The organism is Streptomyces sp. NPDC058751, from assembly GCF_042746485.1.
In the GTDB taxonomy this organism is placed as follows: domain Bacteria; phylum Actinomycetota; class Actinomycetes; order Streptomycetales; family Streptomycetaceae; genus Streptomyces.
The window spans coordinates 68,678-84,611 of the sequence record NZ_JBHYPZ010000015.1; the positions used below are offsets into that span (position 1 = coordinate 68,678).

12 protein-coding genes and 1 pseudogene are annotated in these 15,934 nt (G+C 73.0%); 6 read left to right on the forward strand and 7 right to left on the reverse strand.

Annotated features, from left to right (window positions below):
- Positions 1–5 precede the first annotated feature (5 nt).
- From ACFW6B_RS16300 to ACFW6B_RS16310, 3 genes are all read right to left on the reverse strand, one after another.
- The gene (locus ACFW6B_RS16300) at positions 6–1,271 is read right to left on the reverse strand and encodes an ABC transporter substrate-binding protein (RefSeq protein WP_386596372.1); all 1,266 of its coding nucleotides are present in this window, start codon (positions 1,269–1,271) and stop codon (positions 6–8) included.
- A gap of 268 nt (positions 1,272–1,539) precedes the next feature.
- Positions 1,540–2,787 (reverse strand): ROK family transcriptional regulator, encoded by a 1,248-nt coding sequence (locus tag ACFW6B_RS16305; protein ID WP_386596374.1) that lies wholly within the window; start codon positions 2,785–2,787, stop codon positions 1,540–1,542.
- Between the two features lie 116 nt (positions 2,788–2,903).
- Complete coding sequence (locus ACFW6B_RS16310; RefSeq protein ID WP_386596376.1) at positions 2,904–4,154, reverse strand: FAD-binding protein; 1,251 nt, start codon at positions 4,152–4,154, stop codon at positions 2,904–2,906.
- 228 nt (positions 4,155–4,382) lie between these two features.
- On the opposite strand from ACFW6B_RS16310, the gene ACFW6B_RS16315 reads away from it, so the two are divergent.
- The gene (locus ACFW6B_RS16315) at positions 4,383–5,360 is read left to right on the forward strand and encodes a hydroxyacid dehydrogenase (protein ID WP_386596379.1); all 978 of its coding nucleotides are present in this window, start codon (positions 4,383–4,385) and stop codon (positions 5,358–5,360) included.
- Positions 5,361–5,537: 177 nt separating this feature from the next.
- Here the strand turns inward: ACFW6B_RS16315 and ACFW6B_RS16320 are convergent, their stop codons facing one another.
- On the reverse strand, positions 5,538–6,386 hold the full coding sequence (locus tag ACFW6B_RS16320; protein WP_386596381.1) for an alpha/beta fold hydrolase: 849 nt from the start codon (positions 6,384–6,386) through the stop codon (positions 5,538–5,540).
- A gap of 162 nt (positions 6,387–6,548) precedes the next feature.
- Between ACFW6B_RS16320 and ACFW6B_RS16325 the strand changes: the two genes are divergently transcribed.
- The 4 genes from ACFW6B_RS16325 (at position 6,549) to ACFW6B_RS16340 (ending at position 12,649) form a co-directional block, all read left to right on the forward strand.
- The gene (locus ACFW6B_RS16325; protein ID WP_386596384.1) at positions 6,549–7,871 is read left to right on the forward strand and encodes a radical SAM protein; all 1,323 of its coding nucleotides are present in this window, start codon (positions 6,549–6,551) and stop codon (positions 7,869–7,871) included.
- Positions 7,872–8,087: 216 nt separating this feature from the next.
- Positions 8,088–9,599, forward strand: coding sequence for a cellulose binding domain-containing protein (locus tag ACFW6B_RS16330; protein WP_386596386.1), 1,512 nt, complete (start codon positions 8,088–8,090; stop codon positions 9,597–9,599).
- Between the two features lie 266 nt (positions 9,600–9,865).
- The gene (gene rsgA, locus ACFW6B_RS16335; protein ID WP_386596389.1) at positions 9,866–10,966 is read left to right on the forward strand and encodes a ribosome small subunit-dependent GTPase A; all 1,101 of its coding nucleotides are present in this window, start codon (positions 9,866–9,868) and stop codon (positions 10,964–10,966) included.
- Between the two features lie 135 nt (positions 10,967–11,101).
- On the forward strand, positions 11,102–12,649 hold the full coding sequence (locus tag ACFW6B_RS16340; RefSeq protein WP_386596391.1) for a DNA-3-methyladenine glycosylase 2 family protein: 1,548 nt from the start codon (positions 11,102–11,104) through the stop codon (positions 12,647–12,649).
- On the opposite strand, the pseudogene ACFW6B_RS16345 reads toward ACFW6B_RS16340, so the two are convergent.
- Positions 12,588–12,731, reverse strand: a pseudogene (locus ACFW6B_RS16345) (PPOX class F420-dependent oxidoreductase); the annotation flags it as partial. The gene ACFW6B_RS16340 and the pseudogene ACFW6B_RS16345 overlap by 62 nt on opposite strands.
- Positions 12,732–12,804: 73 nt before the next feature.
- Between ACFW6B_RS16345 and ACFW6B_RS16350 the strand changes: the two are divergent.
- Positions 12,805–14,067 carry an SGNH/GDSL hydrolase family protein gene (locus ACFW6B_RS16350; RefSeq protein WP_386596393.1) on the forward strand — a complete coding sequence of 421 codons (1,263 nt, stop codon included), beginning with the start codon at positions 12,805–12,807 and terminating at the stop codon, positions 14,065–14,067.
- Here the strand turns inward: ACFW6B_RS16350 and ACFW6B_RS16355 are convergent.
- Both ACFW6B_RS16355 and ACFW6B_RS16360 read right to left on the reverse strand, forming a co-directional pair.
- Entirely contained in the window at positions 14,054–14,536 is a 483-nt protein-coding gene (locus tag ACFW6B_RS16355) for a DUF456 domain-containing protein (protein ID WP_386596395.1), read from the reverse strand. The genes ACFW6B_RS16350 and ACFW6B_RS16355 overlap by 14 nt on opposite strands.
- A gap of 36 nt (positions 14,537–14,572) precedes the next feature.
- Complete coding sequence (locus ACFW6B_RS16360; protein ID WP_386596397.1) at positions 14,573–15,553, reverse strand: helix-turn-helix domain-containing protein; 981 nt, start codon at positions 15,551–15,553, stop codon at positions 14,573–14,575.
- Positions 15,554–15,934: the final 381 nt, after the last annotated feature.

Sequence of the window (15,934 nt, forward strand, 5' to 3'; positions counted from 1 at the left end):
CCGCCCTATCCGAAGAGCTTCTTGAGCTCGCGGTTCACGGTCGTGTCCGCCTTGTCGAGCGCGGCCTCCGGGTCGCCGCCCTTGCGGACGCAGTCGGCGAAGACGTCCTCAAGCGCGGTGATCATGGACTGGGTCCAGCCGATGTTGTCGAAGTGCCCGTACTTCCCGAAGAGTTCGACGCCTTCCGCCGGAAGCCCCGACTTCAGCTTGGCGGCGGACGCGGCGAGCGAGGAACGCGGCGGGATGTGGAAGCCGTACGACAGCGACCAGTCCTCCTGGTACTTCTTCTGGTCGATCCAGAGCCACTTCACGTACTCCTTGGCCAGGTCGACGTGCCTGCCCTTGGCGTTGACGAACATCGACCAGCCGCCGTTGTAGACCGACGGCTCGCCCGAGTCGGTGACCTTCGGGAAGGGGAAGACGCCGATGTCGTCGCCGAGCGCCTTCTGCATCTGGGGCATCGCCCACATCCCGCAGAACTGGATCGCGCACAGGCCCTGGTTGATCGCCGACGGGTCCCAGTAGTCGGCCGGGGCGTCGAGGAGCAGGTGGCCGCTGGTGAACAGGCTCCGCATCTTCCTCAGCCCCTCCTTGACCCCCTCGGTGTGATAGGCGATCCGGTTCTTCTCGTCGAGGGTGTCGGCGCCCGCGGACCAGATCATCGGGTTGATGACGGCGTGCAGGTCGTTGCCGATGAACAGGCCCTTGACCTTGTCGGTCGTCAACTTCGCAGCGGCCTCGATGAGTTCGTCGAGCGTGGCCGGCACCTTCAGTCCCGCCTTCTCCAGCAGGGAGGGCCGGTAGAAGAAGAACTGCGGATCGTCGATCATGCGGACGCCGTAGATCTTCCCGTCGACGGTGTGCGAGGCGATGTCGGCCGGGTTGAAGTCGTCCTTCACCGGGTCGACGATGTCGCTCAGGTCCGCCACCTGGCCGCTCCTGACGAGCTGGATCTGCGGGTGGAACTCGAAGACGTCCGGCGCGTTCTCGGTGAGCAGCGTCGCGAACAGCTTGCTCTCGAAGTCGCTGCCGGTGATCCACTGCGTGGTCACCCGAGCCTTGTCGTAGGCCTTCGCGTACCGCTTGATGGCCTGCTCGGTGCCCGCCTCGCCGTAGGCGTGGAAGTACTGCACCAGTTCGTCGCCCGAACCCCCGCCCCCGGAGCGCCCGTTGTTGCTGCCGCAGGCGGCCAGCGGTCCGAGGGCGGCGAGGCCGGCGGCGGCCCGCAGTACGGATCGGCGGTCCCAGTTGCTGCTGCTCAATGCCGACATGGTGACGTCCTTGTCTTGTGGGCGGTTTGAGTGCGCTGTGCCGGTCGGGTGCGGTCGTGGCTCGAATGCTCCGTGCGGTGCGGGACGTTAACCTTCCGACAATCCTTCGGCAAGGGGTCGGACGAAGTCGGCGCGAAGCGTTGCCGGAGGTTCGGGATACCGGACGCCCCGGGTTCCGTTTCATCGGTGCGGCGATTGACGATCGGTCACATCACATGCGTGCGGACGTACTTGGCGCGAGTCGCGCCGCCGGAACCGGTTCCGGCGCTCAGACCGGAGGCGCCGTGCGGCTCTTGGCGGGGACGGTCCGCCCGGCCTGCCGCCGGCCGACCGACCGGAGCGTCCCTTCGAGGGCGAACGTGGCGGCGCCCAGGCAGACGGGGTCCGTCGGAATGGTGGACAGGACGATCTCCGTGGCCGAGAGCGGACGCCGCAGCGCGTGCCGGGCGACGGCCCCGCGCACCTCGCGCAGCAGGGGTTCGCCGAGCGCTGCCGCGACCCAGCTGCTCAGCACGACCACCTCGGGGTTGAGCAGGTTGACCAGGTCGGAGATCCCGGCGCCGAGATAACGGGCGGTGTCGCGCACGACCTCGAGGGCCACCGGGTCCTGCGCCGCGACCCCCGACGCGAGGGCGTCGACGGTGGCCGTCTGGTCCTCCGGATGCAGCAGCGCGCTCCCGGGGCTCACCTCCCGCAGGTTCAGCATGATCCCGGGAGCGCCGACGTACGTCTCCACGCAGCCGTGGTTCCCGCAGTGGCACGGCCGGCCGTCCAGCACGAGGGTGGTGTGGCCCCACTCGCCGGCGCTGTTGCTGACACCGCGGTGCAGCCCGCCGCCGAGCGCGAGACCGGCGCCCACGCCCGTGCCCAGATTGACCACGACGGCGTCACCGCGCCCACGGGCCGCGCCGAACCACAACTCGGCGACCGCGCAGGCGCGCAGCGGGTTGTCGAGGTACAGGGGGTAGGAGACGTGCTCCGCGAGCAGGTCGAGCAGCGGCACGTCGTGCCAGTCCCAGTTGGGCGCGTACTCCGCGGTCCCGGTGTCGCGGTCGACCTGCCCGGGGACACTGACCCCCACACCCAGGACCCGCGCGCCCTCGATCCCGGCCCGGTCGACCACCGAGCCGACGGCGGCCGCGACGTGCCCGACCACCTGCTCCGGGCGGCTCTCGCCGGGGCGCATCTCCTCGTCGGCACGGGCGAGCACCTTCAGGGCCAGGTCGAACAGCTCGACACGGACGTACGTCTCCGCGATGTCGACCCCGATGAGGGCGCCCCCGGCGGCGTTCACCGCCACCAGACCGCGCGGACGGCCGCCCGCGGAGTCCTCGAACCCGACCTCGGTCAGCATCCCGAGATCGAGCAGTTCGCCGACGAGCGTGGCGACCGTGGCCAGGCTGAGCCCGGTCGCCGCCGCCAGCTCCTGCCGCGAGGTGGGCGACTCGGCGATGATCTGGCGCAGCACCTCGTACCGGTTCGCTGTGCGGATGTCGCGTGACGTGCCGCGCTTCATGGGGGCTCCCCTCGCTCCGGCGCACCGGCTGCCGGGCGCCTCGGGCCCTGCGCCGCGCCAGGCTATGACCCGCCGGGGACTTTCGACAAGGGGTTAGGAAATGGGGTGGAGGAAGCTCAGGGGGCGGGGTGGAGGAAGTCCCGCACGAAGGTGTTGGCGAAGGTGCCCGCCGGATCCAGTTCGCCGGCCAGCTCCCTGAACTCCGCCAGCCGCGGCGACCGTTCGCGCAGCACCGCCGACGGCACGGTGAAGACCTTGCCCCAGTGCGGCCGGGGCCCGAACGGCTCCAGGGCCCGTTCGACCACACGCACCACCGGCAGGACGGCCCGTGTGTCCGCGACCCAGGTGAAGTGCAGCGCCACGCTGTCCCGGCCGTACGCCGGACTCAGCCACTGGCCGTCGGCGGCCACCGTCCGCACCTCGCAGATCTGCAGCACCGGCGCGATCGTCCCGCGGACCGCGTCCAGCGCGTGCAGCGCCGCCATGGCGTCCGGGCGTGCCAGCAGGTACTCCGACTGGAGCTCGGCCCCGCTGCTCGGGGTGAACTCGGCCCGGAAGTGCGGCAGTCGCTCGTGCCAGGGTCCCGGAACCCCGAGCTGCTCGGTGCAGTTGCGGGCGGGCATGCCCGGCACCGGATGCAGGGCCTCGGTCGCGGGCGCCGCCCACGGGAAGCCGGGCGACGGCCGGTCCGTACGCCGCTTGAGCCAGACCTGCCGGAAGCCGGGGTGGCCCCAGTCGGTGAACAGGCTCACGCTGTACGCGGATGCCGCGACCGTCTCGAAGTCCAGTCCCTCCAGAGGGAGTTCGGTGAAGACGTGCTGGCTCACCTCGAAGTCCGGTTCCAGGTCGAGGGTGAGCGCGGTGACCACGCCGAGGGCGCCCAGTGAGGTCACGGCGCCGCCGAACCGCTCGTCGCCCCGGCCGATCACCAGGGCGGAGCCGTCCGCGGTGATCAGCTCGACCTCGCGCACGGCGGCGGCGAGCGACCCGTTCGTGACCCCGGACCCGTGGGTGCCGGTGGCGACCGATCCCGCCACCGAGATGTGCGGGAGCGAGGCCATGTTGTGCAGCGCGAGTCCGTGCCCGTGCACCCGGCGGGCGAGCTCGGCGTACCGGACGCCGCCCGAGACCCGTACCGTACGGGCCCTCGTGTCGACGTCCAGCTCGGGCGGCAGCGCGGACAGCGACAGCAGGACACCGCCGGCGCCCGGTTCGGCGATCTCGTTGAACGAGTGCCCGCTGCCCAGGACCCGGACGCGGGAGCCGCCCGCGACCAGGGCGCGCAGCGCGTCGAGGGAGGAGGGCCGGTGCAGCTCCTTCGCCGCGTACGTGATGTTGCCGGCCCAGTTGGTCAGGGTCCGAGTCATCCCCGCCGTACCTCCCCGGGAAGTCGCTGTGCGTGGCCCGTGCGGGACCACCCGGCGAACGTACCTCGCGGGTCCGCCCAGGTGGCAGACCCGTCGTTGACCCTCTCGCGTGGCGCGGCCTACCGTGGAGAGCGGTTGCTGTCGTCGGTGTCACCGAACCGGAAGGCCACGTCCTTGCCCGAGCGTCCCGTGGCGAGACCGTTCGAGCGGCCCGTGGCGATGTTCGCCATGATCCCCGAGAACGTGCCACGGATCTTCCCTCCGGACACCCTCGCCCGGCTGCGCGAACTGCTGGACATCGAACTCGACCCGGTGGCGGGCGACTTCACCGATCCGCGGATCCGGGCCCGTCTCGCCGACACCGAGGTCCTGATCACCGGCTGGGGGTGTCCCCCGCTCGACGCGGACACGCTCGACGCGGCCCCGAGGCTCCGGGCCGTCCTGCACGCCGCCGGTTCGGTGAAGGGCTTCGCGACACCGGAGGTGTGGGAGCGCGGCATCGTCGTCTCCTCGGCCGCCGCCGCCAACGCGCTGCCCGTCGCCGAGTACACGCTCGCCGTGATCCTGCTCGCGGGCAAGGACGTCTTCGCCCACCGGGAACGCCTGCGCGCCGAACGGGCCTTCCCCTACGGCGAGATCCTGCCCGGCATCGGCAACTTCGGCCGCCGGGTCGGCGTCGTGGGCGCCTCACGCATCGGCAGACGCCTCATCGAACTGCTCCGCCCCTTCGACCTGTCGGTGAGCCTCGCCGATCCCTACGTCGACGAGGCGGGGGCGGCGGCGCTCGGCGTTCCCCTCCTGCCGCTCGACGAACTGCTCGCCGGCAGCGACATCGTCACGCTCCACGCCCCGCAGACCCCCAAGACCCGGCACCTGATCGGCCGCCGCGAACTCGCCCTGATGCCCGCCGGATCGGTCCTCGTCAACACCGCCCGCGGCTCCCTGGTCGACCACGACGCCCTGATCGAGGCGCTGCGCGCCGAGCGGATCGGCGCGGTCCTCGACGTCACCGACCCCGAGCCGCTGCCCGCCGACTCCCCGCTGCACGACCTCCCGAACGCCTTCGTCACACCCCACATCGCCGGCTCGCAGGGCAACGAGGTCGCCCGCCTCGGGCTGACCGTGCTGGCGGAAGCCGGACGCCTGCTGGCCGGGAAGGCGCCGGAGTTCCGGATCGACCCGGAGGAACTGGAGCGGAGCGCCTGACGGCCCGCTTCGCACGGACCTGCCGGCGGTCGGCCTCGCGCGCCCGCCGGACCGTCGGCCCTGCGCGGTCCCGCCGCCGCACGGCCCGATCCGGAAGCCCGCCCGCCCCACCCGGCGGGGCCCGCACCCCGAGGGCCCGGCCGCCAGGGGGCGAGGCGGGCGCCAGGGGCCGGGCCTTCAGCCGGCGGGCCGGGCCAGGAACGCCTCCGTCGCCATCACGAACCGCGCCGGATCGTCGAGCCACGGGAAGTGCCCGGCCCCGGGCTGGACGACCAGCTCGGCGTGCGGGAACAGGGCGGCGACCCGGGCCGTCGCCGGGGGCGGGGAGTTCAGGTCGACCTCCCCGGCGAGCACGAGCACCGGGGACTCCAGACTGGCCAGAGCCGCCCGGGTGGCCTCCGGGTCGAAGGCGCCGTCGGAGAAGCGGGCCGCGGCCTCCTGGTTCCTGTGCCCGTCCTCCGCGTCCCGGTGCGCCCGCGCGGCCTCGTCCCAACGGCTGTACCAGAAAGGGGCGATGGCGCGGAACGCGTCGGCGTCCCCCTTTCCGGCGACGATCGCCTCAAGGGCCGCGAACGCTTCCGGGAACCACGGCTCGTCCTTGCGGAGCAGTGCCGTCGCCCGTCTGACCTCCGGAGCGATCTCGATCCCGAGGGCGAAGACGCTCGGGGTGATCAGCGCGAGGCGCCCGACGCGCTCCGGGTGGCGCTGCGCGTGGAGCACGGCCAGATTCGTCCCGGCGGAGTGCGCGAGCAGGTCCATCCGGTCGAGGCCGAGACGTTCGCGCAGGGCCTCGACGTCGTCGACCAGCCGGTCGCAGCGGTAGGAGGCGGGGTCCGCCGGGACCGCCGACCCGCCGGTCCCGCGCGGGTCCATCAGGACCAGCCGCCGGTGCGCGGACAACCCGCCCAGGTTCCCGAGGTAGTCGCTGTCCTGCATCGGTCCGCCGGGCAGGCACACCAGGGGCGGGCCGTCCCCCATGGTGCCGAAGGCCAGCTCGGTCCCGTCGTACGCGGTGAAGGAAGGCATGGTGACGACTCTCGCAGCGGCGTCCGGACGGGGCAAACGAGATCCCGTGCCGCGGCGGCCCCGCGCGGCACGGGGGACCCGGCACGGCCGATGTCCGGGCGGAGGCATACCGTGAGGAGTCGAACACGACAGACGAAGCAGGTCGGGAGCGAGGAGAACGGGATGGGCAGCCGCACCGCGCTGGTCGAGGATCTGATGGAGCGGTTCCCGCACGTGCCGCGGGAAGCCGTCATCAAGGAGGACCTGCTGCGCGGGGGCGTGGCCTTCGACGCGTCCGCGCTCAGCGACAACGAGAGCGGCGAGGTCAAACCGAAGTCGTACTTCATCTTCTCCTTCGACCACGGCACCCTGCCCGAGCTGGGCGAGGCCGCGCTCCGCCGCCCGCCCGAGGAGATCATCCTCACCGGAGGCCCGTACGACCTGCGCCGCACCGTCGTGTCCGTGCGCGTCAATCCCGCCTCGCCCTACCGCGTCGCCGCCGACGACGAGGGCGTCCTAGGGCTCTACCTCGACGGGAAGCGGATCTCCGACGTCGGGGTGCCGCCGATGCCCGAGTACTACCGGCACACCCTCTCCAACGGGAAGTCCGTGATGGAGGTGGCCCCGACCATCCAGTGGGGTTACCTGATCTACCTCACCGTCTTCCGCGTCTGCCAGTACTTCGGCGCCAAGGAGGAGTGCCAGTACTGCGACATCAACCACAACTGGCGCCAGCACAAGGCGGCGGGCCGCCCCTACACCGGGGTGAAGGACGTCGAGGAGGTCTTGGAGGCCCTGGAGATCATCGACCGGTACGACACCGCGAAGGCGTCGACGGCGTACACGCTCACCGGCGGCGCGATCACCAAGACCGTGGCCGGACGCGACGAGGCCGACTTCTACGGCCACTACGCCAAGGCCATCGAGGAGAGGTTCCCCGGACGCTGGATCGGCAAGGTGGTGGCCCAGGCGCTGCCGCGCGACGACGTGCAGCGGTTCAAGGACTACGGCGTGCAGATCTACCACCCGAACTACGAGGTGTGGGACCGCCGGCTGTTCGAGCTGTACTGCCCCGGCAAGGAGCGTTACGTCGGCCGGGACGAGTGGCACAGGCGCATCCTCGACTCCGCCGAGATCTTCGGCGCGCGCAACGTGATCCCGAACTTCGTCGCGGGCGTGGAGATGGCCGAGCCCTTCGGCTTCACGAGCGTCGACGAGGCCATTGCCTCGACCACCGAGGGCCTGCGGTTCTTCATGTCGCACGGCATCACGCCCCGCTTCACCACCTGGTGTCCTGAGCCGACCACCCCGCTCGGCAAGGCGAACCCGCAGGGCGCGCCGCTGGAGTACCACATCCGTCTGCTGGAGGCCTACCGCGCCACGATGGACGACTTCGGGCTCACCTCGCCGCCCGGCTACGGAGAGCCCGGCCCGGGTCGCGCGGTCTTCTCCGTCAGCTCCTTCATGGACAGCCTGCCCGCGAAGGAGGCGGCCTCCCAGGTGTGATCGGCGCTCCCGGCGGCCGGAGTCACGCGGCCGCCGGGAGCGCCGCGGCCCCCTGTGATCACGCGACCGCATGATGTGACTACGCGGCTTGTCAGTTGTGTCAGAACCGTGAAAGGCTCTGGCCCGTTGTTGAGGCAACCCCAACTCCCCCACGAAAACACCAAAGTTGGGCGTTGTGTGACGTTGCACGCGTAAGCAGTGGATGCAGGAGCCCCCATGTCAGACCTGCCGACCCCCCAGGACGCCGCCGAGGCCGCACTGTTCTCGGAATGCTGGGACGCCGTCCTGTCGTACGCCGATCTGTGCACGTCGGGTTCCGCCGCGGCCACCCAGCTCGCCACCGAGGCGTTCACCCACGGCATCCAGGAGGCGCGCTCGGCCGAGGACCGTAAGAGGACCACCGGGCGCAGAAGCCCCGGCCTGCCCCGGATTCCCCTGCTGCTGAACGCGGTTCGCACCACCACCGCCGCCTGGGAGGCGCACGGTCAGGGGCACCGGCTGGACCCGGACCTCAGGCTGTGGCTCAACTCCGAGAAGGCCGCCCGCTACACGGGGCCCCCGCTGCACCGCCCGGTCGCACTGCGCGGCCTGAGGGACCTTCAGGAAGCCGACGCGGCCCTGCTGTGGCTGGTCGAGGTGGAGGCGCTGCCGCTGCCCGCGGTGGCCCGGCGGCTCGGCCTCGACCCGGTGGCGGCCGCCGAGGAACTCGGCCAGGTACGGACCCTGTTCAGGGACCGGTGCCACCGCAACCACCTCGACACACCGATGGACGCAGACTGCCGCAGCTACGCCCGGCTCCTCGACGCGGTCACCCGCTCGCCGGGCGCCGGGACGCCCGATGACCTCTCGCAGCACCTCGCCCGGTGCGTGGAGTGCGCGGAGGCCGCGGCCTGTCTGCGGCTGCACGGCGGCGGACTGCCCGCCGCGCTCGCCGGCGGGGTCATCGGCTGGGGCGGTCTCGCCTATCTGGAACGCAGGCGCCGCGCCGCCGAGGCGGGGCTGGGCGGTGGGCGCACGGACGCCGCGGCGGACACCGGACTCGCCGAGATGAAGGAGGCCGCGCCCCGGATCGGCCGCACCGGACTGCTGGTCGCCGCCGTCATCGTCTCCGGCCTCGCCCTCACCGTCTCCCTCATGCCGTTCGGCGCCGGGAACGACGAGCCCCTCTCCGCGCGCGGCGACGCGGCCGACCGCCGGCCGGTGGCCGACCCGGGCGTGCCGTCCCCGTCGGCGACCAGCCGCGCCCAGGGTTCGCTGGTCTCGCCCGAACCCGTGGAGTCCGGCACCGGCACCGGTTCGAAGTCCGATCCCGAACCCCAGGGCACCTCCTCGTCGTCCCCGGACCACGCCACCACCCGGCCCCCGGTACCCAAGAAGTCCACGAAACCCTCCGGTTCCCCGGAGGAACCCGCGTCCTGCCGGGTGAAGTACGACGTCGTCGACCAGTGGACGGACGGCTTCCAGGCCACCGTCACCGTCACGTCCGCCGAAGCCCTCGGCTCCTGGCAGATCGGCTGGGCCTTCGACGACGGCCAGCGGGTCACGCAGATGTGGGACGGCACGGTCTCCCAGGACGGCTCCGTCGTGACCGCGACCGCCGCCGACTACAACAAGTCGGTCGCCGCGGGCGGTTCCTTCGCCGTCGGCTTCCTCGGCACCTGGCACGACGGGAACACGTCCCCGGACGCCTTCACCCTCAACGGCGGACGCTGCGCGACGGTCCACTGAGCCGCGCTCCCCGATGGACCCCGGCAGGGACAGGATTTAATTCGATTGACGGCCCCGAGGGGGCCCCGGATACAGTTCACGCATCGGCATCGAGGCGTGGGCTTCGAGCGAGTTCCAGGAGGTGTGACCGATGGCTGTCTTTGCGACGGGCGCTGCCCGCATCCAGAAGTTCATCAAGTCCACCTCCGTGGCCGCCGGCTGACCTTCCTCTTCTTCCTTCGCGCCGCAGTGCGCGTCGCCGGGGCCGCCCTTGTGAAGGGTCTCCCTTGAATCTCTCTTCTCCTTCGGTTTCGTCGCGCCCTCTCACCGTCTACGGCTGGGACGAGGGCTGGGAAGCCGAGTTCGCTCCCTATGCCGAGCAGGGCTTCCTGCCCGGTCGTGTCGTGCGGGTCGACCGCGGTCTGTGCGACGTCGCCACTCCGGTCGGCATCGTCCGTGCCGACACCGAGTTCGTCGTTCCCCGTGACCCGATGAAGGTCGTGTGCACCGGGGACTGGGTCGCTGTCGATCCTGAGGGCAGCGACCCGCGGTATGTGCGGACGCTGCTGCCGCGCCGTACCGCGTTCGTGCGGTCGACGTCCTCCAAGCGGTCCGAGGGGCAGATCCTCGCGGCCAACGTCGACCACGCCGTCGTGGCCGTCTCCCTCGCCGCCGAACTCGACCTGGGCCGCGTCGAGCGCTTCCTCGCGCTGGCCTGGGAGTCCGGCGCGCAGCCCGTGGTCGTCCTCACCAAGGCCGACCTGGTCCCGGAGGCGGCGACCCTCGCGCACCTCGTCCAGGACGTGGAGACCGCCGCGCCCGGGGTGCCCGTGCTCGCCGTCAGCTCCGAGACGGGCGAGGGGGTCGACGTCCTCGAAGCCGTGCTCGCCGGCGGTACGGCCGTGCTGCTCGGGCAGTCCGGCGCCGGCAAGTCGACCCTGGCCAACGCACTGCTGGGCGAGGACGTCATGGACGTGCAGGCCATCCGTGACGTGGACGGCAAGGGCCGGCACACCACGACGACCCGCAACCTGCTCGTGCTGCCGGGCGGCGGTGTCCTCATCGACACCCCGGGCCTGCGCGGAGTGGGACTGTGGGACGCCGGGAGCGGGGTCGGGCAGGTGTTCTCCGAGATCGAGGAGTTCGCCGTCGACTGCCGCTTCCAGGACTGCGCACACGTCGCCGAGCCCGGGTGCGCGGTGCTCGCGGCCGTCGACTCCGGCGAGCTGCCGGAGCGGCGGCTGGAGAGCTACCGCAAACTGCTCCGCGAGAACCAGCGGATCGTCGCCAAGACGGACGCCCGCGTGCGCGCCGAGATCCGCCGTGACTGGAAGCGCAAGGGGGCGGAGGGCCGCGCCGCCATGGAGGCCAAGCGCGGGCGCTGGTAGTCGGGCAGGGGTGACGGCCCCGGATCCCCCGGGCCCGTCACCCCGGCCCGCCCGCCGGGCCCGCCGCCCCGCCCGCCGCGGTGCCGTGTCCGATTCCCGCCAGTCCCGGTGTCCGGGCCGCGCCACACTGGAAGGGTGAACGACGAGGACACCAGGTACGAGGACACCAGGTACGAGGACACCAGGTACGAGGACACCAGGTACGAGGCCGTGCGGAGCCGGGACGCCCGGTTCGACGGGGAGTTCTTCTTCGCCGTGCGGACGACCGGGATCTACTGTCGGCCGAGCTGTCCCGCGGTGACGCCCAAGCGGCGCAACGTGCGGTTCTACGCGACGGCCGCCGCCGCGCAGGGCTCGGGTTTCCGGGCCTGCCGCAGATGCCGTCCGGACGCGGTGCCGGGCTCCGCGGCCTGGAACGTACGCGCCGATGTCGTCGGCCGTGCCATGCGTCTGATCGGCGACGGCGTGGTGGACCGCGAGGGCGTGGGCGGACTCGCCGCACGGCTCGGGTACAGCACCCGCCAGGTCCAGCGGCAGCTCACGGCGGAGGTCGGCGCGGGTCCGGTCGCGCTGGCCAGGGCCCAGCGGGCGCACACCGCCCGGATCCTCCTCCAGACCACCGAACTCCCCGTCACACAGGTCGCGTTCGCGGCGGGGTTCGCCAGCGTGCGCCAGTTCAACGACACGATCCGCACGGTCTACGCGTCGACGCCGAGCGGGCTGCGTGCCGCGGCGCCGCGCACCACTCCCGCCGCCCGCGGCGCGGCCACCCCCGCCGGGGGCGTCCCGCTCCGGCTCGCCCACCGGGGCCCCTACCAGTCCACCGCCGTCTTCGACCTGCTGGCCGCCGAGGCGGTACCGGGCGTCGAGGCCGTCTCCGGCAGCCGTGGCCGCCGCACGTACCGCCGGACGCTGCGGCTGCCGTACGGCACGGGGATCGCGGCCGTCGAGGAGCGGCCGGGAGCCGGTCCGGGCCGTCCCCGGACCGGAGCGGCGGACCGGACCGCCGGAGCACCGGGCCCCGGCGGCGACGCCCATCCCGGAGGCTGGCTCGACGCACGGCTGCACCTCACCGACCTGAGGGACCTCACCACCGCCGTGCAGCGGCTGCGGCGGCTCTTCGACCTCGACGCCGATCCGTACGCCGTCGACGAGAGGCTGGGAGCGGACGCGCGGCTGGGCCCGCTGGTCGCGGCGCGGCCGGGCCTGCGGTCACCGGGCGCCGCCGATCCGGACGAGCTGGCGGTGCGCGCGCTGGTCGGCGAGGCGGAGGCCGGGCGGCTGGTGCTGCGGTACGGCAAGACGCTGGACGCCGAGTGCGAGACGCTCACCCACCTCTTCCCCGAAGCCGCCGTCCTCGCGGAGGCGGAACCGGGCGGCCCGCTCGGCACGCTGACCACGGCGCTCGCCGACGGCGCCCTGCGGCTCGACCCGGGCGCGGACCGCGAAGAGGCCCGGGCGGCACTGCTCGCGCTGCCCGGAATGGACGAGGCCACCGCCGCCGTCATCCGCACCCGGGCCCTCGGCGACCCGGACGTGGCACCGCCCGGCACGGACGCCCCGGACACCTGGCGGCCCTGGCGCTCCTACGCCGTCGGACATCTGAGGGCGGCGGGGGAGCTCAGTCCTCCAGAGCCCAGCTGTGGATCCGCCGCGGATGGACACGGATCAGTTCCTCGCTGAAGTGAGGGCCCAGGTCATGGGCACCGGTGAGGAGTTCCGCGTCCCCGCGGACGTCGAGGCCGCGGACCTTACAGGGCTTGAGGCGTCCCGTTCGGGCGCGTCCGGCGGTGTGATGATGTGATGCGGGGGCGCGCGGGTGGGGAATCGATCGCCCCATGTCCCGCGCGATCATGTTCCGGCGTCTCCTCGTCCCCCTGGCCACCGCCCTCGTCCTCACCTCGGCGGGTGCGATCGCCGAAGCACGGCCCGCGCCCGGCCGAAGCGCCCCGGAACCGGCCCGGACCTGGACGGGGACCTGGGAGGCCGCGGCCTCGGGCACCGCGCCCGCGCTGCCCGGCGCCTCGATCCGCAATGTCGTCCACACCAGCGTCGGCGGCGCGGCCGCGCGCGTCCGGCTGTCCAACCGGCTCGGCACGCGGCCGCTCCGGCTCGGTGCCGTGACCCTGGCGTTGCAGCGGCCGGGCGAGCCGGGAAGCCCCCGGGCCGTCGCGGGTTCCGTGCGTGCCGTCACCTTCGCCGGAGCCGGGTCGGTCACCGTCCCCGCCGGCCGGGACCTGGTGAGCGACCCCGTCGCCCTGCCCGTCCCCGCCGACGCCAACCTGCTGGTCTCGGTGCACACCCCGGCCGACTCGGGCCCGGCGACGTACCACCGCTCCGCGCTCCAGGCCAACTTCGTCGCGCCCGGCGGCGACCGGACCGCGCAGGAGAGCGGCGCGGCCTACACCACCACCGTCTCCAGCTGGTACTACGTGACCGGCGTCGACGTGCTCGGCGCTTCGGCCGCGGGCAGTGTCGTCGCGCTCGGCGACTCGATCACCGACGGCACCGGCTCCTCGTTCGACGCCAACCGCCGCTGGCCCGACCGGCTCGCCGCCCGCCTGCGCGGGCTGCCCGCGCACCGCAGGCCCGGCGTCCTCAACGCGGGGATCTCCGGGAACCGCCTCCTGCTCGACGGCCGCGGCCCGAGCGCGCTGGCCCGCCTGGACGCCGACGTGTTCTCCCGCACGGGCGTCCGGGCGCTGATCGTGCTGGAGGGCGTCAACGACATCAAGGGCACCCCGGAACAGACGGACCCGCGCGCCCTGGAGGACGCCTACCGGGTGATCGTGCGCCGCGCCCACGCCCGCGGCATCAGGGTCGTCGGCGGCACGATCACCCCGTACGGCGGTCATGGCGCGTACACCCCGGCCCGGGAAGCCGTGCGGCAGGCCGTCAACGCCGCCATCCGCACCCACCGGATCTTCGACGTGGTCGCGGACCTCGACGCCGCCGTCCGCGACCCGGACCGCCCGAGCCGGATCCTTCCCGCCTACGACCCCGGGGACCACCTGCACCTCAACGACGCCGGCATGCGCGCGCTGGCCGACGCGATCGACCTGCGGACCCTGACGGCCCCGGCTCCCCTCAGCCCCAGATGACCGCTCCCAGCCACGCCCCGAGGATCAGCAGACAGGCGAAGAGTTCCGTCAGCACGCTCCAGCCGCCCGCCCGCATGGCGTTCCGCACCGAGGCCTTCGCCGGGCCGTGCCCGCCCAGGCGCATCCGCTCGCTGAGGTAGATCCCGCCGACGAAACCGGCCACGGCGCCGACCACCGGGACCAGGAAGAAGCCGAGGAAGGCCCCGCCCCCCGCGTACGCCGCCATTCGGGTGGTGGCGCCGCTCTCGCGCAGCCGTCGCGGCGGCAGCATCCAGCGGACGGCCTGCGAGAGCAGCAGGACGGCGGTCGAGGCCATCAGGACGATCCAGGACAGGGTCTGCGGGTAGCTCAGCGCCCACCACAGCACGGCGGACCAGACGAGCCACGACCCCGGCAGACCGGGCACCAGTACTCCGACCAGGCCGAGCAGGATCACCACACCGACCAGCAGGAGTTCCCACACTCCCATCTGCCCAGACTGCCCGAGCGGACGGGAGGGCGCAGTTCAGCTCCGTGCCACCCAGCCGCGTTCGTACGCGTGCCAGCCGAGCTGCAGCCGTGTCGTCACGCCGGTCAGCTCCATCAGGCGCTTGACCCGGCGCTGCACCGTCCTGAGTCCCAGATCGAGCTGTTTGGCGACGCTCGCGTCGGTCAGCCCGGCGAGGAGCAGGGAGAGGATCTCCAGGTCGGTGGTGTCCGGGCCGTCCGGATCCTGCTCCGGCACGCCCCCGCCGCCCAGCCGCAGTGGCAGCGCGTCCCGCCACACCGACTCGAACAGGCCCGACAGCAGTTCCAGGAGTCCGCTCGCGTGCACCACCAGCGCGGCGGGCTCCGCGGTGCGCGAGGTGAGGGGCACCATCGCGAGCGCCCGGTCGGCGATCACCAGCTCGGCCGGCACCCGGTCCGCGACCCGCACCCGCTCGTCGCGGCCGAGCGCGGCGGACAGCTCGGTGATCCCGCCGGGCAGGCCGAGGACGGACCGCTCGACGACCACGCGGCGGCCGACGCCCCGGCCCGCGGCCCGGTCCCCGGTGTCGCCGTCCGTGCCGGGGAGCACCGCCGGGGTACCGGTGGCCAGCGCGCACACCTCCTCGCGGGCGCCGAGCCTGAGCTGCAGGAAGCGCTGGGAGACCGCCGCGGCGCCGGTCACCATCTCGACCAGGTCGTGCGCGGCCGGTTCGCCCGCCGCGCCCCGGTACTCCTCGGCCAGCAGCGCGGCCGCCAGCTCCGCCTTCTCCAGTTCGTGGCGCTGCCGGGTGAGCAGGGCGCCGAGGGCGACCCCGGGTGGCACGGCGACCCAGCGGCCCGGGCGCGCCGAGGACCGGGCGGCCAGGCCGTGCAGCTCCAGCCTGCGCAGCGCGCGCTCCGTCTCGTGCTCCCCGAGCGTGAGCCGGCGTGCGAGATCGGGCACCTCGGCGGCGCCCACGGACACCAGAGCCCGGTACGCCGTTTCGTGGGTCTCGTCCAGACCTATCGCTCCCAGCATGCGGCGACGCCCTCCCGTGGTTGCGTTCCGGCCGGCCGGCGGTGCCCTGGCGGAAACAGGCCACGGCGTGAAGCCGCCCCGGCACATCATCGCCGCACCCCCCGCCCCTCTGACAAGCACACGTCATCGAGGGGCCGACGGGCGTGCGTGATCCTCCGGTCGGGCCGGGGCCGTGGGGAGTGCCGTTCCGGCCGGTGGGGCCGGGCCTGCGGGGAGGTGCCGGGCCTGCGGGGAGGTGCCGGGCCTGCGGGGAGGTGCCGTTCCGGTCGGCAGGACCGCCCGGCGGTCAGGTGTTCGTATGTTCCGGCGTGGATTCCTGTTCGACATCTGCTCGGCACGCCGTTCGAGGGGCCCGCGCCTTGGCCGGTTTTTCCGGATGCC

What these genes read in the sequence shown, in the direction of transcription:
- ACFW6B_RS16305 (WP_386596374.1), bottom strand. Translation starts at nt 2,787, where the DNA reads ATGAAGCGCGGCACGTCACGCGACATCCGCACAGCGAACCGGTACGAG.
- ACFW6B_RS16310 (WP_386596376.1), bottom strand. Translation starts at nt 4,154, where the DNA reads ATGACTCGGACCCTGACCAACTGGGCCGGCAACATCACGTACGCGGCG.
- ACFW6B_RS16360 (WP_386596397.1), bottom strand. Translation starts at nt 15,553, where the DNA reads ATGCTGGGAGCGATAGGTCTGGACGAGACCCACGAAACGGCGTACCGG.
- ACFW6B_RS16355 (WP_386596395.1), bottom strand. Translation starts at nt 14,536, where the DNA reads ATGGGAGTGTGGGAACTCCTGCTGGTCGGTGTGGTGATCCTGCTCGGC.
- ACFW6B_RS16325 (WP_386596384.1), top strand. Translation starts at nt 6,549, where the DNA reads ATGGGCAGCCGCACCGCGCTGGTCGAGGATCTGATGGAGCGGTTCCCG.
- ACFW6B_RS16320 (WP_386596381.1), bottom strand. Translation starts at nt 6,386, where the DNA reads ATGCCTTCCTTCACCGCGTACGACGGGACCGAGCTGGCCTTCGGCACC.
- ACFW6B_RS16315 (WP_386596379.1), top strand. Translation starts at nt 4,383, where the DNA reads ATGATCCCCGAGAACGTGCCACGGATCTTCCCTCCGGACACCCTCGCC.
- ACFW6B_RS16330 (WP_386596386.1), top strand. Translation starts at nt 8,088, where the DNA reads ATGTCAGACCTGCCGACCCCCCAGGACGCCGCCGAGGCCGCACTGTTC.
- ACFW6B_RS16350 (WP_386596393.1), top strand. Translation starts at nt 12,805, where the DNA reads ATGTCCCGCGCGATCATGTTCCGGCGTCTCCTCGTCCCCCTGGCCACC.
- ACFW6B_RS16300 (WP_386596372.1), bottom strand. Translation starts at nt 1,271, where the DNA reads ATGTCGGCATTGAGCAGCAGCAACTGGGACCGCCGATCCGTACTGCGG.